This window comes from Pseudomonas sp. V88_4, from assembly GCF_029967985.1.
Lineage (GTDB): Bacteria > Pseudomonadota > Gammaproteobacteria > Pseudomonadales > Pseudomonadaceae > Aquipseudomonas > Aquipseudomonas glycinae.
In genome coordinates this window covers 1-21,793 of sequence record NZ_JASCAF010000002.1, presented here as the reverse complement: position 1 = coordinate 21,793, position 21,793 = coordinate 1, and the positions used below count along the sequence as shown (strand labels likewise).

20 protein-coding genes are annotated in these 21,793 nt (G+C 59.0%); 2 read left to right on the top strand and 18 right to left on the bottom strand.

Translation table 11 applies throughout. The features are described from left to right. The first annotated feature begins 47 nt into the window (after positions 1-47). Positions 48-638, top strand: coding sequence for an XRE family transcriptional regulator (locus QLG12_RS02640; RefSeq protein ID WP_165369529.1), 591 nt, complete (start codon positions 48-50; stop codon positions 636-638). A gap of 65 nt (positions 639-703) precedes the next feature. Here QLG12_RS02640 and QLG12_RS02635 read toward each other — a convergent pair whose 3' ends face one another. Beyond that, positions 704-1,213, bottom strand: a complete 510-nt coding sequence (locus QLG12_RS02635) for a hypothetical protein (protein WP_007955499.1) — start codon at positions 1,211-1,213, stop codon at positions 704-706. A gap of 390 nt (positions 1,214-1,603) precedes the next feature. Between QLG12_RS02635 and QLG12_RS02630 the strand changes: the two genes are divergently transcribed. Continuing rightward, the gene (locus QLG12_RS02630) at positions 1,604-2,065 is read left to right on the top strand and encodes a DUF3574 domain-containing protein (RefSeq protein ID WP_282473833.1); all 462 of its coding nucleotides are present in this window, start codon (positions 1,604-1,606) and stop codon (positions 2,063-2,065) included. Positions 2,066-2,067: 2 nt separating this feature from the next. Here the strand turns inward: QLG12_RS02630 and QLG12_RS02625 are convergent, their stop codons facing one another. The 17 genes from QLG12_RS02625 to QLG12_RS02545 form a co-directional block, all read right to left on the bottom strand. After that, positions 2,068-3,426 (bottom strand): APC family permease, encoded by a 1,359-nt coding sequence (locus QLG12_RS02625; protein ID WP_282473832.1) that lies wholly within the window; start codon positions 3,424-3,426, stop codon positions 2,068-2,070. A 42-nt stretch (positions 3,427-3,468) separates the two neighbouring features. After that, positions 3,469-5,856, bottom strand: a complete 2,388-nt coding sequence (locus QLG12_RS02620) for a TonB-dependent receptor (protein ID WP_282473831.1) — start codon at positions 5,854-5,856, stop codon at positions 3,469-3,471. Positions 5,857-6,245: 389 nt separating this feature from the next. Then, positions 6,246-6,911 carry a sulfite oxidase-like oxidoreductase gene (locus QLG12_RS02615; RefSeq protein ID WP_282473830.1) on the bottom strand — a complete coding sequence of 222 codons (666 nt, stop codon included), beginning with the start codon at positions 6,909-6,911 and terminating at the stop codon, positions 6,246-6,248. 9 nt (positions 6,912-6,920) lie between these two features. Then, a complete protein-coding gene (locus tag QLG12_RS02610) occupies positions 6,921-7,976 on the bottom strand; it encodes a substrate-binding domain-containing protein (protein ID WP_282473829.1) in 1,056 nt (351 codons plus the stop codon). Positions 7,977-8,007: 31 nt separating this feature from the next. After that, positions 8,008-9,033 (bottom strand): ABC transporter permease, encoded by a 1,026-nt coding sequence (locus QLG12_RS02605; RefSeq protein WP_282473828.1) that lies wholly within the window; start codon positions 9,031-9,033, stop codon positions 8,008-8,010. After that, positions 9,026-10,582 (bottom strand): sugar ABC transporter ATP-binding protein, encoded by a 1,557-nt coding sequence (locus QLG12_RS02600; RefSeq protein ID WP_282473827.1) that lies wholly within the window; start codon positions 10,580-10,582, stop codon positions 9,026-9,028. Before QLG12_RS02600 ends, QLG12_RS02605 begins: the two co-directional genes overlap by 8 nt. Before the next feature lie 8 nt (positions 10,583-10,590). Beyond that, positions 10,591-11,262 (bottom strand): methionine ABC transporter permease, encoded by a 672-nt coding sequence (locus QLG12_RS02595; protein WP_011333762.1) that lies wholly within the window; start codon positions 11,260-11,262, stop codon positions 10,591-10,593. Beyond that, positions 11,259-12,059 (bottom strand): ATP-binding cassette domain-containing protein, encoded by an 801-nt coding sequence (locus QLG12_RS02590; RefSeq protein ID WP_282473826.1) that lies wholly within the window; start codon positions 12,057-12,059, stop codon positions 11,259-11,261. Before QLG12_RS02590 ends, QLG12_RS02595 begins: the two co-directional genes overlap by 4 nt. Then, positions 12,056-12,865: a MetQ/NlpA family ABC transporter substrate-binding protein gene (locus QLG12_RS02585; protein WP_282473825.1), complete on the bottom strand. Its 810-nt coding sequence runs from the start codon at positions 12,863-12,865 to the stop codon at positions 12,056-12,058. Before QLG12_RS02585 ends, QLG12_RS02590 begins: the two co-directional genes overlap by 4 nt. 27 nt (positions 12,866-12,892) lie before the next feature. Beyond that, on the bottom strand, positions 12,893-13,945 hold the full coding sequence (locus tag QLG12_RS02580; RefSeq protein ID WP_282473824.1) for an isopenicillin N synthase family oxygenase: 1,053 nt from the start codon (positions 13,943-13,945) through the stop codon (positions 12,893-12,895). A 249-nt stretch (positions 13,946-14,194) separates the two neighbouring features. Then, positions 14,195-14,710, bottom strand: a complete 516-nt coding sequence (locus QLG12_RS02575) for a hypothetical protein (protein ID WP_282473823.1) — start codon at positions 14,708-14,710, stop codon at positions 14,195-14,197. A 15-nt stretch (positions 14,711-14,725) separates the two neighbouring features. After that, positions 14,726-14,989: a PAAR domain-containing protein gene (locus tag QLG12_RS02570; protein WP_282473822.1), complete on the bottom strand. Its 264-nt coding sequence runs from the start codon at positions 14,987-14,989 to the stop codon at positions 14,726-14,728. A 93-nt stretch (positions 14,990-15,082) separates the two neighbouring features. After that, entirely contained in the window at positions 15,083-15,568 is a 486-nt protein-coding gene (locus tag QLG12_RS02565; protein ID WP_197871629.1) for a DUF4265 domain-containing protein, read from the bottom strand. Positions 15,569-15,591: 23 nt separating this feature from the next. Beyond that, complete coding sequence (locus tag QLG12_RS02560; RefSeq protein WP_197871548.1) at positions 15,592-16,209, bottom strand: hypothetical protein; 618 nt, start codon at positions 16,207-16,209, stop codon at positions 15,592-15,594. Between the two features lie 17 nt (positions 16,210-16,226). Next, positions 16,227-16,841 carry a hypothetical protein gene (locus QLG12_RS02555; protein ID WP_119429147.1) on the bottom strand — a complete coding sequence of 205 codons (615 nt, stop codon included), beginning with the start codon at positions 16,839-16,841 and terminating at the stop codon, positions 16,227-16,229. 16 nt (positions 16,842-16,857) lie between these two features. After that, positions 16,858-21,564: an RHS repeat-associated core domain-containing protein gene (locus QLG12_RS02550; RefSeq protein WP_197871546.1), complete on the bottom strand. Its 4,707-nt coding sequence runs from the start codon at positions 21,562-21,564 to the stop codon at positions 16,858-16,860. After that, positions 21,561-21,793: hypothetical protein (locus tag QLG12_RS02545; protein WP_282473821.1), on the bottom strand; the 233-nt coding region annotated here is incomplete at its 5' end. The genes QLG12_RS02550 and QLG12_RS02545, both read right to left, overlap by 4 nt.

The following is a 21,793-nucleotide window of genomic DNA, read 5'->3' as shown; positions in this document are numbered from 1 at the left end:
GTGAACCCTCGCGCTTTCTGGCGAGCGCCGATGAACCTGTGCTGGACCTGAACAACCTCGAATCCCTGGAAGAAGACCCGATCTGTGAACGCGTCGCGCAGAACCTGCAACGGCTGCGCGGCAAGCGGCATCTGTCGCTCGATGCCCTCGCCCGCCAGTGCGGCGTGAGCCGGGCGATGCTGGCGCAGATCGAATCCGGGCGCAGCGTGCCGTCGATCAAGGTGCTGTGCAAAATCGCCAAGGGTTTGAAGGTGTCGGTGGCAGCGTTTCTGGAACATCGCGCGTTTGAAGGCGTGGCCGTGTTGTCGGCGAGCCAGAGCAAGCGACTGGTGAGTGCCAGCGGCGCGTTTGTCAGTCGCGCCTTGTTTCCATTTGACGTGGCGCGCCAATCGGAATTCTACGAACTGCGTCTGAGCCCCTTGGGCGAAGATCAATCCGAAGGCCACGGCCCCGGCGTCCAGGAAAATCTGGTGGTGGCTCAGGGCGTGCTGGAGATCAGCGTCAACGACGAGCGCTATCTGCTGTCGACGGGCGACTCGATTCTGTTTTACGCCGACCAGCCCCATCGTTATCGCAACCCCGCCGACAGTGAAGCGGTGGCGTATCTGGTGGTGACTTACCCCGAACGCCTGGACTGACAAACAGACAACAAAAAGCCCGACCGGGAATTTCCCGGTCGGGCTTTTTCATGCGCTGGCGAAAATCAGCAGGTGCAGCACATCATCGGCATGCCGTTGCAGCTCATCATCATCGGCATGCTGCAGTCGTTCATCATCTTCATCATCAGGGCGCAGCAGTTTTTCATCATGTCCATGTTCATGCCCGGCATCGGCATGATTTTGCACATCATGCAGTCGGCCATCATCGTGCATTCCATCACGCACTTCATCGATGGCATCGGCATACCCATCATCGGCATTGGCATCATCATGTTCATCATCGGCATGGCCATCGCCGCCGGGGACATGCACATCATGCTCATGTTGCCGCAATGCATCATCATCGGCATGCCGCAGTCCATCATCATCTGCATCATTTCAGCGCTGTTCTTGAACATGGCCATGTCCATGCCAGCGGCCGGCATCATCTTGCACATCATGCCGTCGTCCATCATGTCGCAGCTCATGGTCGCCATCATCATCGGCATGCCCGTCATCGGCATCATCGGCATGTTGGCGTTCATCGGCATTTGCATCTGCATGGCGTTCATCATGGTGTAGCTCCCTGAGGATTAAGAACTAGATGAGAAGTTGATGGAGCGGATTCTAAGGATTGGGAAATCCGCAACAAGCTGTCCATCGAGCAGCAAAAACTGCTGCTCAAACGCTTCAAGTGCAGCGTTCCGTGCGACTTGAACCGTTGCAGCAGCAGAGTAGACGCCATGACAGATCCGGCAAATGCGGGAACAGGTTTTTAAATGCCATGGATATGCGATCCAACACCAAGCAAATAACTTAAAGAAATAATCGTTCTAACCAGCGGGCATTATTTTCACCGTGTTTGCTTATTCCATTAGTTCAGCGACGGTCCACTTTTTAATCTTTTATTGCTATTAACCGTCCCCTCTATAATTCGGGACAGTTCTTAACAATAAGGAAGTTCCATGCCGCAACGTTTACTACTGGCAGCACTGTTCCTGGCGGTCGCCGGGTGTGCCAGCCCTCCTCCGGTTTCCGTGCATACCAAGGATCCCGTCAGCTCGACCCTGCAAGGCGATGCCACGCGGCCAGCGCAGGCGCAGTGGGTGCGCACCGAGTTGTATTTTTCGGTGGGGCCGCTGGAAGGCAAGGAAGGTGTGGTGAGCCCGGCGCGCTGGCGCGAGTTTCTCGATCAGGAAGTGACGACGCGGTTCCCGGACGGGTTCAGCGTGTTCGATGCGTACGGGCAGTGGAAGGACCACGACGCGAAGGTGCCCGAGCGGCTGGCGACCAAGGTGATTGTGATCCTGCACGAAAGCAGCGCGAAACGTGAGAGTGACATCGAGGCGATTCGTTTGGCGTACAAGCGGATTACGGGGGATTTGTCGGTGCTGCGGTTGTCTCAGCCGGCGACGGTGTCCTTCTGATCCTAGGTCTTTTGCAGAGCCTGCCGAGGTGTCGACACCAGGCGGCTCAACCCGGCCAGCAACAACGCCCCCACCATCAAAACCCCAATCCCCAGAAACGCCCCCAACCCCACCACTGTCACACTGGAATACAGCATGTACACGCACAGCCCGAAGAACAACAGCGGCAAAACCGGATAAAGCGGCACCCTCACCGGCCGGGGCACTTCGGGAAAGCGCCTGCGCAGAATGATCAACGCCACGCTGCTCAAGCTCAAAAACAACCAATACACCGGCGTCAGATACTCAACCATGGTGTTGAAGCCACTTTGAGTAAAACTACCAAACAACACCAGCAACAACGCCACCGCCCCCTCGGCCAGCAACGCCTTGCGCGGTACGCCGTCGCGTTCGTCCCATTCACCGAAGCGGCGCAATTGCGCCACATCGCGGGCGGCGGCGTAGGTGGTGCGGGCGCCGACCAGCAAGGTCGAGTTGATGGTGGCGATGGCCGCGATGCCGACCATCAGCAGGACCAGCAGCACGCCGGGCGCACCGAAGGCGCGGTTCAACAATTCCACCGCCGGCGCGTTGCTCGCTGCCAGGCCTTCGAATCCCAGCCCCTGGACGAACGCCCAGTTCAGTGCCAGATAGATCGTCATCAGCACCGTCAGCGCACCGAGCATGGCGATGAAGATGCCACGTCGACCGTCGCGCACTTCAGCCGATAACGTCGCCGCATCGCTCCAGCCGCCGAAGGCCAGAAACACAAAGATCATCGCCGCAGAAAACCCTGCCGCGCCGGTGTGTTCGGGCACCACCGGATCGCTGGGCAGCGTTGGTTCGAACCCTTGCCACGCCAGCCAGACCCCGGCGCTGGCAATGCTCAGGAACCCGAGAGCAAGCAGCCCGACCAGCACCGTCTGAGTCATGAAACCAATGTGCTTGCCCGTCAGATTCAGCAGCACCAACGCAGCAATGATCGCACCGGCAAACACCCCCGATCCGTAATGCCCCAACGGCACGACCGCATTGAAGTAGTCGGCAAACATGAACGCAGACAACGCGATCCACCCGGTGTGCATCACCGAGAAACGCGACCAGGCAAACAGGAACCCCATGCGCTCGCCATAAGCGGTGCGCAGGAAATGATAGTCGCCGCCAGGATGCGGGAACGCGGTGGCCATCTCGGCAAAGCACAATGCCCCGGCCATCGACGCCAGTCCGCCGAGCACCCAGACCCAATAGAAATGTTCCGGCCCGACGTTCAAGGCAACGGTCGGCGCGGTTTTGAGAATGTCGGTGGTGATGACCATGCCCAGCGTGATCAGCAATGCCTGGAACACCGGCAGGTGCCGCTTGGGGCCATTGGTTTGAGTCATGAAGGTTCCCGCTGATGATCCTCCATCCATGGCGGAAAAGACTCAGAAGCCGTAGGTGGCGGTGGCGTAGTAATACGCGCCGTTGGTGCCGATCGGCGAGAGCACGTCGTACGGCAGGTTGCCGCCGTAGTTGATGGCCGAGCCGGAGCGTTCCGGGTAGTTGTCGGTCAGGTTGTTGCCACCCAGGGCGATGCTGAACTTCGGGGTGAATTTGTAGGTCACCTCGGCGTCCAGTTGCCATACCGCGCCGTAGGTTTGCTCAGGCTGCGAGTCGCCGAAATCGAACACCCGAGTGGTCTCGCCCTGACGGGTCAGACGCCCGAGCAGGCCCCAGTGTTCGCTGGTCCAGTTGGCGGAAAACACGAAGCGATCCTTGGGCGCGGCGTCGGTCAGGGTGTTGCGTTCCTCGACGCCGACCAGCGCGTCATTGCCGATCCCCAGGGCGGTCAGCTGCGACGGCGTGCCTTTGGTGCTGGTGACCTTGGTGTGGTTGTAGGTGTACGCGGTGGTCAGGCCCAGTTGCCCGTCGTAGAACGGCTGATGGTAGTTGAGCACCAGTTCGGCGCCGTCAGTGCTGGTGTCAGCGGCGTTGGTGAAGAAGTTGACGTCGTGCACGCCCGGCACGCCGAAGTTGTCGTTGATGTAGCTTTCCAGCGCGTCGCTGCCGATTCGCTGCGACAGGGTGATGCGGTCTTTGACGTCGATGCGGAACACGTCGAGCGACGCATCGAAGCGTTCGTTCAACTGGAACGTCAGGCCGAGGCTGAAGTTCTTCGAGGTTTCCGGATCGAGCTTTTCAGCGCCCAGGGCACGGGCAATCGGATCGTTGACCGACAACACGCGGATGTCGGTGAGCGTGCCGCCGTCGCCGAAGTTGCTGGTGGTGTTCTGGAAGCCGCTCTGGGCCAGCGACGGCGCGCGGAAGTTGTTCGACACCGCACCACGCAACGCCCATTGATCGGTCAGCTTGTAGCGACCGCTGAGCTTGCCGGTGAGTTTGCTGCCCGCATCGTCGTAATGTTCCCAGCGCGTGGCGGCATCGACGAAGAAACGGTCGGTGAGATCACCGGACAATTCGGCGTAGGTGCCGAACACGTTGCGATCCAGATCCGACTCCTCACTCGGGCGCAGGCCGTTGGCGCCATCGGCCCCGGAACCAATATAGGAAGCCTCGTCCCCGGCAAAGGTCAGGTAGTTTTCGTAGCGATATTCACCGCCCACCGCCAGCACGAACGAGCGGCCACCGAGGCGCAATTCGCGGCTGAAATCGAGGTTGGTGGTGGTCTGGCGCAACTCATAGTCGCCAGTGTCGAAGCGGGTCGGCGAGTCCGCGCCGAGGCTGACGTTGAGGGTGCGACGGGTTGCCGATTCGAAGCGGTTGCGACCGTGGGTGACGCTGCTGTCGAAATCCCAGTCGTCGCCGATCAGGCCTTTGTAACCGGCGGTGGCGGAGATGTCGGTGTTGTCGCCCAGCGATTGCGGCAGGTAGCCGTTGGGGTAGAACTGCGGCTGCTCGGACGGATAGCGATAGAACTCGGCGCCGGTGGTGTGGCGTTCGTTGTAGGTGCCGAAGCTGTAGGCCTTGCCGCCGGCCAGCGGCAATTCGCCGTTGAACCAGGCGTTGACGTCCCGCGCCACGCCGTCGCCCATCACGTAGTTGCGCTGGCCCGGGGTGTCGGCGAAACCGTCGTAGCCGGCGCGGTTGGTCGGGTTGCGATCCTTGTACTCGGTGCCGCCGCGAATGAAGCCGCCCTCCTCGCCCAGCCGCGTGCCGATCTTGGCGGTGGTCACGCTGTTCTGACCGTCGGTGGTGGTTTTGCCGATCGCGTCCTGATGGGTGTGGTAGGCGCCGTAGCGGGTGGACACTTCGCCGCCTTCGGGGGCATCGTCGAGGATGATGTTGATCACCCCGGCAATCGCGTCCGAGCCGTACTGCGCGCCCGCGCCGTCGCGCAGCACTTCGATGCGTTTGATCGCGCTGATCGGGATCGAGTTGAAGTCCACCGGCGCCGTGCCGCGACCGATTTTCGACGAGTCGTTGACCACCGCCGAGGTGTGGCGGCGCTTGCCGTTGACCAGCACCAGCACCTGATCCGGGCTCATGCCGCGCAGCTGCGCGGCGCGCACGTGGTCGGCGCCGCCGGAGTTGGACTGGCGCGGAAAACTGAACGACGGCAATAGCGTCTGCAACGCCCGGCCCAGCTCGCCGCCACTGGCGCCGGCGGTCTTCAGGTCCTCGGCGGTCAGCACATCCACCGGCACCGGCGAATCCAGCACCGTGCGTGCGGTGCCCCGGGTGCCGGTGACCAGCACGGTGTCCAGCCGTGTGTCATCGTCGACGCGCGCGGAAGTCTCTTCGGCTTGCGCAGGAAGTTGCCAGATTGCACTGACAACAGCGATGGCGAGTAATGAACGCGAACGGTGAATCATGCGACAGCTCCTTGAATCGCAGTTAATAACCGGCCGCTGCCGAATCATGAAGTGTCGGCAATCGGTGCACGGCAATTTCTGCTGTAGTTTTGATATTCAGAAAGGCAGCCAAGTGTGTTGAGCAACTATCGGCTGTTAGAGCGCAAGAACCCCAAAGTTAGTAGAACCCCCTGATTACCGATGCTAGACGAGCGGTCGCCTGCCGCAAAAGAACCAATAACGCTTAGGTTATGCCCGACGAACGGAGTGTTTCCTGAGCAACACTTGTGTTTGCGCAACAACATGAACACCCAACTAACCAACAACTAATCACGCACAAAAACGCACTCCACGTTGTTGTAGAGAGCGTTATTAATCTGTGGTTTTTTTCGGTGCGAAGTTAGATGCCGTCAGTCGAAGTCCTTTTCCCGCCAGGCATCTTCGGCAATGTCCAGCGCATCACCACTGAAACGCTGTTCAATGAACGGATCGGCATGCAAGTGAAAGCCGTTGCGCTCCCAGAATCCCGGTTGTTCCTGATCGGTGAATCCGAGTCCGCGCAGCCATTTCGCGCTCTTCCAGAAGTACCGCCCCGCCACCACCAGACGCAGCGGCCAGCCATGTTGCGCGGTCAGCGGCTGACCGTCGTAATGGGTGGCCAGCAGGCTGTCAGGGTGCAGCAGGTCATCGAGATGCAGGTTGGTCTGGTAATCGTGATCGGCATGGGCCATGACGAAGGACGACGTCGGGCGGATGTCCAGCGCCTGCAGCAGGTCTTGCAGGTGCACGCCGCTCCAGCGGGTGTCGAACTTCGACCAGCGTGTCACGCAATGAATGTCGCATTGCAACTGGCGCTGTGGCAGCGCTTGCAGATCGGCGTAGGTCAGCTCGACCGGGTTGGCCAAGGTGCCGAACAGGCGCAGCGACCACGTCGCCAGGTCATAGGCCGGCACCTCACCTTCGTGCAGGATCGGGAAGCGCTCCGTCAGCACCTGCCCCGGCGGGAGGCGTTCGCCCAGCGCCGCATCGGCTTTCGGCGAACAGCTCTTGCGCAGACGCGCAGCCTTGTCGTGCATGTCGGCTCCTCAGTTCGCCACGGGAATCCACGGTGCCCGCGCGACATTGGCGGTGTCACCGAAGGCCGGCAGTTTTTGCCCAAGGTCGCGCACGTTTTTTACGTCCAGATCCAGTAGTTGCTGGCGGGTAATGAGAGTCGGCGGCACCAGCACCTTGTGCCCCGGATTTTCCCCGGCAATCAGCATCGCCAGACTGCGCACGCTGATCGCCCCGGCCACTTGCGGATTGACCGCCGCGGTGGCGGCCCAGGCGCTGTCCGGCTCTTTCATGATCTGGATGTCGGCGGTGGAAATGTCGGCGCTGTAGATCTTCACCTTGCGGCTGAGACCGGCCTCATCGACGGCGATCTTCGCACCTTTGGCGAACTCGTCGAACGGCGCGAAGATCACGCTGATCCCCGGATTGGCCCGCAGCACGGCGCTGGTCTGATCCGCCACCGAGTTGGCAATCGGCGGATTGAGCGTGCCGAAGCGCGCCTTCTCGATGATCCCCGGATTGCTCGCCTTGACCTGGCTCCAGATCTCGTCGCGGCGCTCCATCGGCGTGAAACCGCTGATGTAGACGTAACCGGCATCAAAACGGGTGCCGTTGTCCTTCACCGCTTGATCGAGTGCCAGTCGCGCCAGTGCATGGTGATCCTGCTCGACCTGAGTCACTTGCGGCGTGTTCAGGTCGACGTCGAACGCAACGACCTTGATGCCTTTGGCCAGCGCCCGCTCAATCGGCCCTTTGAGAGTTTCCGCCAGCCCCAGTTGCACGATGATCCCGTCGACACCGAGGTCGGCGGCCTGATCGATCATTTCGCCCTGGCTCGCCGCCTGTTGCCGCGCGTCGAACACCCGCAGGTTGGCGCCCAGCGCTTCGGTCTGTTTCTCCACACCGCGCAGGTAGGCTTCAGGGAAATCCCCGGAAAACAGATAGCCCACCAGCGCGATCTGTACCTGACCTTTATCGAACGGCGCCGGTGCGCCGGGCAAGGCCTTGGCCTGCGCATTGAGCGCCAGCGCCGAGAGCAACGCCCCGGCAAGGTAATGACGTGCGAACTGCTTGATTGAACCGTGCATGGATCTTTCCTAGAAGCATCAATGAACCGGCTCAGCGCGCCCGATGCGCGAGGCCGAAGGTGAACATCAGGGCCAGCACCAGCACCAGTCCCTTGACGAAATCCTGTGCGTAGTAAGGCGCGTTGAGCATGGTCAGGCCGTTGAGCAACGAAGCCACCAGCAATGCGCCGACCAGCGTGCCGAACGCGTTGGGCTTCTTCGCCCCGAGCACGGCAAAACCGATCAGCGCAGCGCCCAGTGCATCGAGCACCAGACCGTTGCCGGAGCTGACATCGCCGCGCCCCAATCGCGCCGCCAGCAACAAACCGCCCAGCGAGGCCAGCAGCGCCGACAGCACATAAGCCAGCAACTTGAAGCGCTGCACCGGCGCACCGGCCAGACGCGCCGCCTGCTCGTTGCCGCCAATCGCATAGAACAACCGGCCGATGCGCGTGCGTTCGAGAAACAGCCACACCGCCACCGCGACCAGCGCCGTGATCAACACCGGAACCGGCACGATGTCCCACAGTCGTCCACGGCCCAGCGCCAGAAACAGCGTACTGAACGAACCCTCGGCTTCATCGCCGTTGGGCAAGGTCATGCCCACCGCAATCGAGCGGCCGCCCGTGGGGATCAGTTGCACGCCGATCACCAGGAACATGCTGCCAAGTGTGGCGAGAATGTCCGGCACGCGCATCTTCACGATCAGCCAGCCGTTGAGCAGCCCCACCAGCGCGCCACCGGCCAGGCTGATCAGCACCGCCGGCACCGCGCCCCAGCCGAGCACCACCATCACGTAACTGGCGATCATCAGGCTCATGGCCGCCACCGCGCCGATCGACAAATCCAGCCCGCCGACAGCCATGGTCAGCGTCACGCCCAACGCCAACAGCGCGACAATCGACACCGACTGCAGAATGCTGAACAGGTTGCCGACCCGCAGAAACGCCGGTTCCGCGACACTGAAAAACACCACGATCAACGCCAGCACCCACAGCAGGCCGTAGCGGATCAGCGCTTGCACGAAGCGCTCGGACGGCGCCGGGGCGGATGACAACAGGGAACTCGAATCAGGCACTCGCTCTACTCCTTGGCGCGGCGTGAACAATAGAATTTTGCGGATCGCTGCCGGCCAGCGCGGCGACCAGGGTGGCGCGATCCAGCCCGGCACGCGGGTACTCGGCCACCACCGCGTGAGCGCGCACCAGCAGAATCCGGTCGGCGATCTCCAGCGCTTCATCGACGTCCGAGCAAATCACCAACGTGGCGCGGCCAGCGGCGCTGTCGCGCAGCAGTTGGCCGATCTCGCGCCGGGCACGCACATCGACGCCCTGAAACGGCTCGTCAAGGATCAGCACCCGGCCCTCGCCGAGCAGCCAGCGACCGAGCACGACTTTCTGCTGATTGCCGCCGGACAACGCACTCATCGGCACATCGATGCCGGCGGTCTTGATTCCCAGCGCTGCGACTTGCGCCTCCACCGCCGCCGCTTCGGCGCGGTTGCGGATGAAACCGCCACGGGTGAAGCGTTCGAGGAACGGCAAGGTCAGAGTTCGGCGCAATGAAAAGTCCGCCACCAGCGATTGGCTCGCGCGATCTTCGGCGGCGAAGAACACGCCATTCTGGATTGCCTGACGGGGCGAGCCCGGTTGCCACTCGATGCCGTCCAGTTGCAGAGAGCCGGACAACGGTTTGCGCAGCCCGAACAGCACTTCGGCGATCTCGCTTTTGCCGGCGCCGAGCAACCCGGTCAGCACCACCACTTCGTTTTCGTGCAGGGACAGATCAAAAGCCTGAGTGCGCGGCAGGATTTTCACGTCGCGCAGTTTCAGTACTTCGCGCCCCGCCGCTCGCGGTGTGTAGACGTGGGCTTCCAGCGCCTGACCAAGCATCGCTTCCAGTGCCTCGGGCAATTGCCGGGCACTGAACTCACCGGCCAGTTGCCCGTCTCGCAACACCACGGCGCGGTCGGCCACTCGTTGCAGATCGGACAGGCGATGGGAGATGTACAGAATCGCCACACCACGGCTGCGCAAGGTGTCGATCAGCCCGAACAGACGCTGCGCTTCGGCGTCCGACAGGGCCGCTGTCGGCTCGTCGAGAATCAGCAGGCGCGGTTGCAGGGCGAAGGCGCGAGCCAGCACCACCAGTTGCCGCTCGGCCTGGCCGAGGTGCTCGATCGGTTGCTCCAGCGGCAGCACCAGACCGAGCCCGGCAGCGATGCTCGCGGCGCGTTCCAGCAGGCGTTTGCGGTTGAGCCAGAAGTCGGCGTCGGGGCGGCACAGTTCATCGAGCAGCAGGTTTTCCGCCACGCTCAATCCGGGCGCGATGCCTTCATTGATCTGTTGATGAACCGCGACGATGCCGAAGCGGCGGGCCGACAGCGGCGAACTGAAATGCCGGGGCTGGCCATCGATCCGGATCTCGCCGCCATCGTGGGTCTGGCTGCCGGCGAGGATCTTCACCAGCGTCGATTTGCCCGCACCGTTGGCGCCGAGCAGCGCCACCACTTCGGCGGGAAAAATATCCAGGCTGACCCGGTCCAGCGCCCGGTTCGAGCCAAAGGTCTTGCTCAGTTCACGTACACGAATCAGTGGCTCGGAGACCCCGGCGACAGGCGCACCCATAAAATTCCTTAACGTCGATGAGCCAGCGAACGCACCAGTCGATCGCCCAGGCTTTGCACGCCCTGGACGAGGATGACCAACACCACGACGGTGGCGACCATCACTTCATTGTTGAACCGTTGATAGCCGTAACGGATTGCCAGATCGCCCAGCCCGCCGCCACCGATGACCCCGGCCATGGAAGAAAAACCGATCAGCATCACCAGCGTCAGGGTGACGCCCGCCAGCAAGGCCGGCAGCGCTTCGGGCAACAGCACTTTGAAAATCACGTGGCGGATGTCACCGCCCATGGCCAGGATCGCTTCGATCCGGCCTTTTTCGACTTCGTCGAGGGCGTTCTCGACGATCCGCGCAAAAAACGGAAAGGCGCCGATGGTGATCGGCACCACGGCGGCGGTGCTGCCCAGGGTGGTGCCGACCACCAGCCGGGTCAGCGGGATCAGGGCAATCAGCATCACCACGAACGGCAGCGAACGCCCCAGATTGATGATCGCGCCCAAGGCTTGATTGAGCCTCGGCAACGGGTACAGGCCCTGACGCCGACTGATGAACAGCAACACCCCCAGCGGCAAACCGATCAGCAAGGTGAACAGCCCGGCGAGCAGCACCATGTACAGGGTTTCGCCGGTAGCGTTGAGCACCAGTTGCAGGATCTCATTCCAGTCGATCACGCGGTTCATGAGTGGACCGCCCGTACGCCGTATTGCCGCAGAAAACTCAAACCGGGCGCGTCATGCCCCAGCGGCAAGCCGCAACTGGGGCGCAGTGAAGCACCGAGGGCGGACTGCGGATCGGCGAGCAATCGGGCCACCGGTCCCGCCTCCACCAGTTTTCCATTGGCCATGAACGCGGCGTGATCGCAGATCGACTTGACCACGTCCAGCTCGTGGGTGATCAGCACGATGGTCAAACCGAGCTGGCGGTTGATGTCGCGCAACAGTTCCAGAATCGACGCGGTGGTTTCCGGGTCGAGGGCGCTGGTGGCTTCGTCCGACAGCAGATACGCCGGCCGCGCCGCCAAGGCCCGGGCGATCCCGACCCGCTGCTTCTGCCCGCCGGACAGTTGCGATGGAAAGGCTTCAGCCTTGTCGCCCAGCCCCACCAGATCCAGCAGTTCCCGAACCCGTTCATGGCGCTGTGGCTTGGCAACCTTGGCGATTTCCAGCGGCACCGCGACGTTGTCGAACACGTTGCGCGAATGCAGCAGATTGAAGCCCTGGAAGATCATGCCGATGCGCTGACGCTGGCGGCGCAACTCACGGTCGGACAGCGCGGTGAGGTCTTCGCCGTCCAACAGAATCCGCCCGGCATCCGGGCGTTCGAGCAGATTGAGGCAACGCAGCAACGTTGATTTACCCGCGCCGCTGCGCCCGAGAATCCCGTAGATCGCGCCATCGGGAATGCTCAGCGACACCTGATCCAGCGCCGGGGTCGACGCTGACGGATAGGTCTTGCTCAACTGCTCGACGACGATCATGGCTTGGCATCCGCCACCGGGATCACCGAGCCCTTGAAGTTCTCGGCGATGTACTTGGCGACTTGCGGCGAGGTCAGGTCCCTGGCCAGTTGCTGAATGCGCGGATCGTTTTCCAGTTTCGGCGTGGTCACCAGAATGTTGGCGTACGGGTTGTGCTCGGCCTTCTCCAGCCCCAGCGCATCCCTGGCCGGCACCAGCCCGGCTTCCAGCGCGTAGTTGCCGTTGATCACCGCCAGGTCCACGTCATCCAGCGCACGGGGCAGTTGCGGCGATTCGATTTCGAGGATCTTCAGCTGTTTCGGATTTTCGGCGATGTCCTTGGGCGTCGCCTGATCGGCCGCCGGGTCATTGAAGCCAGGCTTGAGTTTGATCAGGCCGTTGTCCTGCAACAGGTACAGCGCACGGCTCAGGTTGGTGACGTTGTTCGGCACGGCGACCGTACCTTTGTCTGGCACCTGGGCGAAGGTTTTGTGGCGATGGGAATAGATGCCCAGCGGTTCGATGTGCACCGTGGCGGCCACCGCGAGTTTTTCGCCAAGGGCCTTTTCCTGGGATTGCAGGTACGGCAGATGCTGGAAGTAGTTGGCGTCCACATCGCCGTGCACTAAAAGTTCGTTGGAGTTCACGCCCTGCGGGATTTCGATCACCTTGAGGTTGAGCTGCGGATCGAGTTTCTGGATGTACGCCAGAATCTGCGCGTGTGGCACCGGGTCCGCTGCAACCCGCAATGGTTCGAGCGCCTGGGCACTGAACGAAGTCACCAGCGCGCCGAGGACGGCCAGGGTCAAGCCTGCTTTTTTCAACATGGAAAGAGTCCTTCTGCGAGTGATGGATCAGGCGTTGGCGGTCTTGCGAAGCGGTGTGCTGGTATTCGACGCATCGGCATAAAAGCGCTGCGCGACATCGGGATGGGAGCGCAGTCGGCCTTTCAGGTAATTCCAGCCGACATCGCGAAACAACGGATTGAGCGGATCACTGGCCGGGCCACGCGCCTCACGCAGCAACGCCGTCGGCAAGGGATAAAGCGGCACCACTGCATCCAGTTGCGCGCCGAGGAAAAACGCGATGGACAAGCGCTCGCTGCCCACCGGTGGCGACACCACACGATGCACCGTGGCGCGCAGGTAACCGTTGGTGGCCAGCTCCAGCAACTCGCCGATGTTCACCACCAAGGTGTTGTCCCGAGGCAGCGCATCGATCCAGCGCCCCTCTTCGATCTCCACTTGCAGCCCGGCCTGCTGGTCTTGCAGCAGGAAGCTGAGAAAACCCGAATCCTTGTGCGCACCGACGCCCTGATTGCTCGCGGTCGAGGCTTGCCCCGGATAGCGCATCAGCTTGATGTGTTCGTTGGGTTTGTCGCCGTACAACCGGTCGAAAGCGTCTTCCGGCAAGGACAGCGCCTGAGCGAATGCGCGCAGCAGGCGCAGCGACATTTGGGTCATCGCCTGCTGCCAGTCGAGCAACAGCGGCTTGAGTTGCGGCAACGCTCCGGGCCATTGATTCGGCCCTTGCAGCCGCGCCCATAACGGACTGTCAGCGTTCAACGGCAAGACGTCGCGCTCGGCGCCCAGATCGAATTGCTCACGCTGATCGGGCTGGCCACGGGTGATCTCGGAAGCGGCGCGGTTGTAGCCGCGAAAGTGCGGCGAATTGATCATGCCGACGGCGTTTTTCTCGCTGTCGGGCAAGGCGAAGAACTGGCGTGCGTAGTCCTGCACTTGCTCGAGCAGGCCGGCGTCGATGCCATGGCCGGTCAGGTAGAAAAAACCCACATCGCGGGCAGCATGGCGCAGGTCATCAAGAAAGGCCTGGCGTTGCGACGGCGTACCGTCGAGCAGGGACAGGTCGAGGATGGGTAATGCGGTGATATCTGAGGTGTGCGGCATGATTCACTCCCGTGTGAATCAAACCTGAAGAGCCTGTGATCGATTCAGCGTGTGCCGTCATGGCAATCGGGGGTCTGTCGGTTTGATGCTTTTGATTCGTCTATGAAACAAAACTAAACGATATTAAAAACACCGAACAAATATCTTTTTTGCATTAGCTTAGTTCGGTCTATCGAGCGGCTCGACTGACCTCAGGACCGACCACGGCAATCGGCTTGCCGTTACCGTCGGCCCTGAATCAGCTGACGGCTACAAACCGACGCGCTTCAACCCTTCGCGCATGCCCTGATCCGCCTGTTCGCACCATTGTTTGAGGGTGAGGTTCGGTGGCAGATTGCTTGCCAGGCTCTTGTATTCCCCCTCCGTGAACAGTTCGCCCTTGCGGCCAAACTGTTCGTTCTTGTCGCCGTCACGCTTGTCGAAATCACCCGGCATGTTGCTAACGAATGCAGCCATCTTGTTGGCGTTCTCGGTGCTGTCCGCTTTCAGGAATCCCTTGTCGACACAGCTTTTGATCAGGCCTGACATGTTGCGACCGTTGTCGTATATCCCTTTCAGGGTGGCGGCGTCCTGCCCTTCAGCTTGGGCGAGAGTGCAGGTGCCAAAAGCGGCGGCCATGGCGAGAATCAAAGAAGCGGTCTTCATATTTATTCCTTTAAATGTTGGAGGGTTTTGAGCTCTTTTTGAGGTGAAGCATGTTTTAGTTGAAGCATGCCTTGTTGAAATGACGCGCCGAATAGTCCGCGTCATGGAGATGGCAATCAATGCACAAACATGGGTTCAGCTGATAACGGCCCCTTTCGGACCGCTGGCGATCAACGCTGCACCGCAGGCGGTTTTCATGCCGTCGAGCGCGATGGGCACACCATCGACGGTGTAGGTGCTGCTGCCCTCGGCAATCGGGAATACCCCTTTGCACAATGGGCAACTGACCTTGTGACCGACCCCGGCAATCGGCTTGCCGTTGAGGTTGGTTTGGGAGAAGGCTTCGAGGACCTTGCCACCGTGGGTGGTGGAGTCGCCGAGGCGGATTGCGTCTTTCATGTTGTCTCTCCTTTGACCTGGTTACTCAGCCATCCACACGTCTTCGTACCCTTGGGTATCGATGATGAATTTTGCGCCCGTGGCGCGGGGTCGTCAGCCTTCGAGCCACCAGTTCAACAGCGTCTCGTCATCATCGTCATCCAGGTTCTGATAGATGTTGGCGTAATACCATTGAATCCCGGTTTTATCGCGAAATCGGTCAAAAACCTCGTTGATCTTGTTCATCCCGTTGCTCGCTGGAACAGCCAACGAAAGATTGCCCTCAAACACGCCGTCCAGCGTTCCACCCAGTTCACGCCGCACATCGACTTCCAGCTCAGCGATATCCGCAGCAGGAATGGAATCGGCGTAGATGTGAATGCAAAAGTTACCACCTCGTTCAAGCACCACCGCATGGGTGCTTTTGTTTTTGATCGATATGACGTCTCCGCGAGCCATATTCAGCGCCAGCCCGGGTGAGGACAGCAGTTCATAGGCTGTCGCGCCTACATGACGAGCCGGGAGTTCCTCGTACACCGGGCCATCAGAGCTATTACCTGCAAATACCTGAATATGAACAGGATTGGTTTTATCGACCAGGCGAACATCCGGTTTTACATCTTTCATATTCGTCTAATCCCTGACCAGACAACCGTTTCCAAAGGGGTGAAATCAATACCCTTGAAATCGATTGCCGCGTTCCTGAACGCCTCAGAGCAGATCAAGCTATCACTTCCTGATACCTGTCTTCTGTACTTGAAAAGATCGAGTTTCCAATCATTACCGAGAATTAATTTTTTGAACCTGATTGGTCTGCCCTTTTCCTCTACAAACGTAGAGGCTGGATCGCAGTTTGTCCGCACATCCAACTCATCGAACAGCACAGCATTGTAATGCTTTGAGGAAATGCGTTCTCCGCCCTTCGAAACCACGTCAATCCTGACGCTATCAACCACATTCACGTTGAAGCTATTGCAGACGGCTAAAAATTCGTCACTCACCACATAAAAAAATTTCGAAACACTGCGAATATCGAATTCATAGCTTTCATCTTTGGAAATTAAAACCATGCCCTCCGGAAAGGGTGTACGCGGCCCGGGCTTCCCCCTTTCCGCGTACCAGGAAAAAAAACCAAATTCAACATCTCTTGTGCAGGAATAATATCTGTCGAAAAGATCAGCATGTAAAATCCCGGCAGGACAGCCTTGCTCCTCTTTCTGTGAAAGCACATAAAAATTCATAAACTCTGTGCTCGCAGTCAAATAGGTCTCACGCCCGACCAGATCACATCCTTCAGAGGAGTGAAGTTCACCCCTTTGATCCCCTCCGCGAGCTTCTTGAACTCACTGGAACAGATAAGCGTATTACTACCTGAAATCAGCCCCTTGAACTTGAACAGATTCCGATTAAAGCCTGCTGGCAATACAAGCTTTTTGAATCTGAAAATCAATCCATCCTCCTCTATAAAAGTAGATGCCGGGTCAGTCTGCGAGCGCGCATCCAATTCCTCAAAAAGAACAGCATTGTAGTTTCTGGATGAAATACTTTCTCCAGCTTTGGAAACCACCTTGATTGGCACCGAATCAGTAACAGCAACATCCAACTCGCTGCAAACAGACATAAATTCGTCACTGACTATATAAAAGCGGGCAATGCTACGTATATCAAAGTCATAGAACTTGTCTTTGGAAATGAGCACCATGCCTTCTGGATAAGGCGTGTGAGTTTTGTAATGAATTTTCTCCGCATACCACGGAAAAAAACCATGCTCGACGCCCTTGGTATCTGAATAGAATTTATCGTAAAGATCCGCCTGCAAGAATCCGACCGGGCAACCGGACTCTTCTTTTTGAGAAAGCACAAAGTATTCCATAATCCCTTCTCCCTGCTTATCTAAGTCTGCGCTGTGTTGTGCCAGGTACGGAAAGACTGGCTCTCAGTCTTGTCTGTATCGCGGATATCTGAGTTCGCGCCTGCGCTTCGTCAATCACACCAGCTTCATATTTGCTTCTGACGGTCGTTACCATGTTGTTAACCATCGGGCTGTAGACCTTACCATGCGACCCACAATGGTAAAAAACACGCTTGGTTTTCTTGGCCTGATCGGCACTGTCGGGCATCAACAAGCCGTTTTCCTTTTTATCGCGTTCTCCACCCATCCCGATATCCGAGAAGAAGCTGGCCTGCCGTCCCCACACTTCCTCGGGAATCAGGTGATGGGCCTGCATCTTGTCATGGGTTTTTCCGCCCAGTGCCCGATTGAGTGCTGTGCTGCAAAGACCGTTCGGATCGACCCACTGGGTGGGGCTGATTGCATATTGATAGAAGTTGATACCACCCGCGTACCCGATCGGATCACGAGAAACGAAGCGACCGACGTCTGGATCGTAGTACCGGTGACGGTTGTAATGCAGTCCTGTCTCGTGGTCGTGATACTGACCCTGGAAGCGAATAGGGTTTTTCAATCCTTGCAGCAGCGCTGATGATGAACGCTGTTCAACCGCCCGCCCCCATACTTTGTAATGTGCGCTCCAAGCCACATTGCCTTGCTGATCGGTCATTTCCTGGGGTGTACCGAGGTGATCGCACTGATACCAGGCAATCGCATCAAACGGGTGCGGAACCGGAGTGTGATTCCACAGTGGATCTTCGTCCGCAGCGTAAACGTCACCGTATTCGGGTTGAGGCACCAGATGAACGGGCTGCTGACTCAGCGCCTGTACCACCGGGTTGTAGGTACCCGGTTCGTAAATGTAATGAACCGTGCGTCCGGTATCGCCATCCAGCTGCGGGGGACTGCTCTCCCACGCCAGATTGTCACCATCCCAACCGAACATCGTGAAGCCACAGTCATACTCACGCTGTTTGCGGGCATGTTCATTACGGTTCCACAGAGAACCTGCCTCTGGACGGTGCTTGTAGTGCGCCCGAGAGTTTTTGTACAAGCGGCGACCTAGCGGGTCGTACGCATAATCCACCGACAGACGATCATCTTCGAAATGCACCAGGCGATCGAACAGGTCCCATCGCATTTCGCAGACACTGCCGTTACTCCAGCGCTTGATCTGATTGCCGCGTTCGTCGTACTCATAATGCGTGCCCGCGTACTCACGCAACACGTTATCCGGCAGCTTGCTTCGCGCCGGCTCTTGGTCCAGAGGCCGGCGGATTTCAAAGGCTCGTTCATCCAGGAGATTCCCGGCGGGATCGAACGCAAAGGTTTCGACCCCTAGACGCGTAGCGGCACTGATCAAACGACCGACAGGATCATAGCGATAGGAAAGCGGGCCCCGACGACTGTCATTGATGTCCGTAAGTTGGCCAGCGGCATCGTATTGGTAGTCACGCTTGAGCAGCACGGACTTATCGGCACTGCGCTCCAGAACTTGCGCTTGCAAGCGCCCGGCCGGGTCCCATTTCTGCGTATGCAGCAGATGGTTTCCCTGATGGCGAGCGACTTCACGGTGCAGGTCATCACGCTCGAATCCGGCCAGTTCATGGTCGTCCAGACGCAATCCCAGCAAGTGTCCGCTGCCGTAGGTCAGCCAACTGACTCGATGTCCATCAGGACGCAGGGTTGCAACGCGTTGATTGAGTGCATCGTACTCATGCTGCCATATGGCGACCATCGGGCTTTCCAAGCCCAGATAGTGTTGATGCTCACGCAGGATGTTGCCCGCCGGATCATGGAACCACTGCAAGCGGCTATCAGCATTGCACGCCATGATCAGTTTGCTGTTGCCGTCGTAATCGAATGTTTCGCTTTGCTGCTGATCACCCAAAATTGCTCTGCGTTCGATCAAACGATTCATTGAGTCAAAACGCACCTCGACGCAATGTTCACCGTTGTGGATTTTGGCGAGCCGCCCGGTTTCGGGCTCGTACGAATAACGGGTTGAACGTCCGTCAAAAGCTGTTTCTTCCAGTAAACGACCGACCGGGTCGTAGTTGAAGTGAGCACGACGTTCGTTCTCGTTCTCCAGTGCAATCAGTCGACCGAGCTTATCCCAGCGATAACGAACGGCATGTTCCAGCGCATCCACCCGCTCGGCGATCAGCCCCGCCGCGCTGTACTTCCACGTTGTGCAACGGTCCAGACCATCGACATGGGCCAGCAATCGGCCCTCGGCATCACGCTCGAAGCGCTCCTCGGTCTTGTCCGGGTGCATGATCAACGTCAACTGCCCGGCACTGTATCGGTATTCGGTACTGTGGCCGGCAGCGTCCGTGAAGCAAATCATCTGGCCGCGTTCGTTGTACTCCCAGGCACTGGTCTTGCCTGAACAATCGACGTACTCCACCAATTGTCCGGAAGCGTTGTAGGCCAGTTTCTTTTCATTGCCGTTGGCATCTTTGACCGAGGTTGGCATCCCGGCCGGGTTGTAAACGTATTCGGTCTTGTTGCCCAGTGGATCGACGCTCTCGACAAGGTTGCCAGCGTCGTCATAGGCCCTTTTCCATTGCCCGCCCTCGGCATCGCTGATCTTGATCAGTTGGTCGAGATCGTCGTAGGCGAAGTGGACCACCGTGTCATCGGTGCGAATGTGTTCCAGAAGATTACTTCGTTCATCATAGCTGTAGCGATCCGAGCGCCCATCGGCACGGACGTGGCGGATCACGTTTTTTGCGTTATCACGGAAGAACCAGTCAGAGCGATCGTCGGCGTGCCGAATACGGTAGGTGTAACCCAGACTGTCAAAGTAATGCCAGGTCTCATGACCGAGCGCATCCGTGACGTACACCAGTCGAATGTTTTCATCCCATTCCAGGCGGGTATCGAAACTGCCGTCATCCGCCCACTCACGAACGGCCTTGGCGTCTGCACCATGACCCAGCCATTGCAGGTTCATGCCGCGCCCGGTGCGATCGGTGTAACGGGTGATCAGGTGATGCTGGTACTGATAACGCCATGCAGCACCGTTTTCATCCTGTGCCTGAACCAGATCCCCCGCCGAATCGTAAACATAGGAACAAAGCTGACGCAGTGGCTCACCGTCACGGATTTCCCAGAGCCCGGTCAAGCGCCCCTGTCCATCAATCATCGTGCCGAGGTGCAGATGCACCTTGCCCGGATCCCCCTCGTACGTAATCAGGTCGGACAGTACTGTCCGGTCACCGTAGCGATGCTCGTAATGCAGCATGATGCCGGCGCCGCTGCGCAACTCCACACCGACCAGCAGAAACCGCTGGCCACGACGGACATAGGTTTCCTTGCGCTCGAAACCACGGCAGAGCAACAGCTTGTCGTCACTGACACGGACAACCGTGAGGTTTTCGATCGCGTCGTAATGGAACAGATCGACCTTAGGCAATGGATAGTCGTGGCTGCGGCCATCCGCATCGTGGAACTGCAAGGCACCGTCAACGAGGTCGAATCGTGTGGTGAACGAAGTGATCCATCGTGCACCCAAATCGCCTTGGTCATAGGCATCCAGATCCGAGCTGTAGATACGCGTCCACTCGATCGGGAACGGGCCGGTCAGATTGAAATCCGTGTGAGCAATGCTTTCGGAGCCCACTGCAAAGCTGATGCTGTCGCAGGTACCCGGGCAGGTACCGTTTTTTTCGGCATTGGGTTTCTTCTTCGCCGGGACTTCCGTTTTCCTGACTTCGGTTCTGCCCTCACCTGCCCTGTGTTTGGCCTGGCTCGTTCCGCCGACTTTCACGTGACCGGCGACACCACGCCTGTTACGCAGATTCCAGGCCTCGACAGCCTTTGTCAGTACGATCAGCAGCGCGCCGATGGAAAACGGCATGTTCGGATTACTGAGCTTTTTCAGTTGAGCCTTTAGCTCCGGCCCCATGGCAACCAGTATCTTGGTTTGATCGTGAACGAGCTTCTTGGCTTCCCGAGGCAACAGATGCTTTGCAGCGCTATTGACTACGCCCTTTCCCGCGGCCTTATAGACATCGAAGGCTGCGTCAAAAATATTGCTGATGGCCTTGCCGGGATCGTGCAGGAGTTGGCCTCCGACACCGTCCATTTTTTTCCCTGCTCGCTTGAGGTCAGCGCCAGCATCAAGTTCAGCATCGACAACAGCGTTCAATCCCGTGGCAATCTGCTTGAGGAACTCTTCACCCTTTTGCCCGGCTTTATCCAGCAGATCAGGCAATGCGGATTGGGCGGTCTTAACGAAGTGATCAATCTCTCCGACAATCGTTGCGTTCAGGTGACCGGCAATCACATTGATCAATGCATCGCCCAATAGAGCCTTGCCAGCCACCTTCATTTCCTGCCGGACCAGATAAAGCGTGGGTCGAAGGCTCATGCGTGCGGCAGCCATATTCGCAGGCACTGGTATTACACCGATAAGGTCGATGCCCAGGCTGACCCAATCCAGCGGATCACGCTTTTCACTACGGGATAAAACAGCGATGTCATTCAAGACATCGACCAACGCCATGATGTTGCCAACTACCGGCAGGGCTCCGGCGACATATTTGATTCGCTCGAGGGTGACGTAACCGCCACTGACTTCCTGCAGCCATGCATCGAACTTGGCAGCATCGCGTCCGACATCCGCTACTTGAATCTGATTCAGTGGCACGACAGCAACTTGAGACTCTCGGCTTTGTGTTGCGCTTGCGGTAGTCATGACAGCATCTCACTTGCAATCAGCCCAGGGGTTTTAAGCGAGGATTTCGGTAGCGCCGGTGCCGGCAGACTCGGCAACTTGCCCGCCTTGCTCGCCGCCCCGAGAATCCCCGACGCACTCGGCATTGCCGCACTCGCCAGCTTCGGCAGTCCGGCCGCTCCGCCCTGCATCACACCTTTCACCTGCTGCGCCGTTTGCATCGCACCTTGCGCGGTCTGCATCGCCCCCA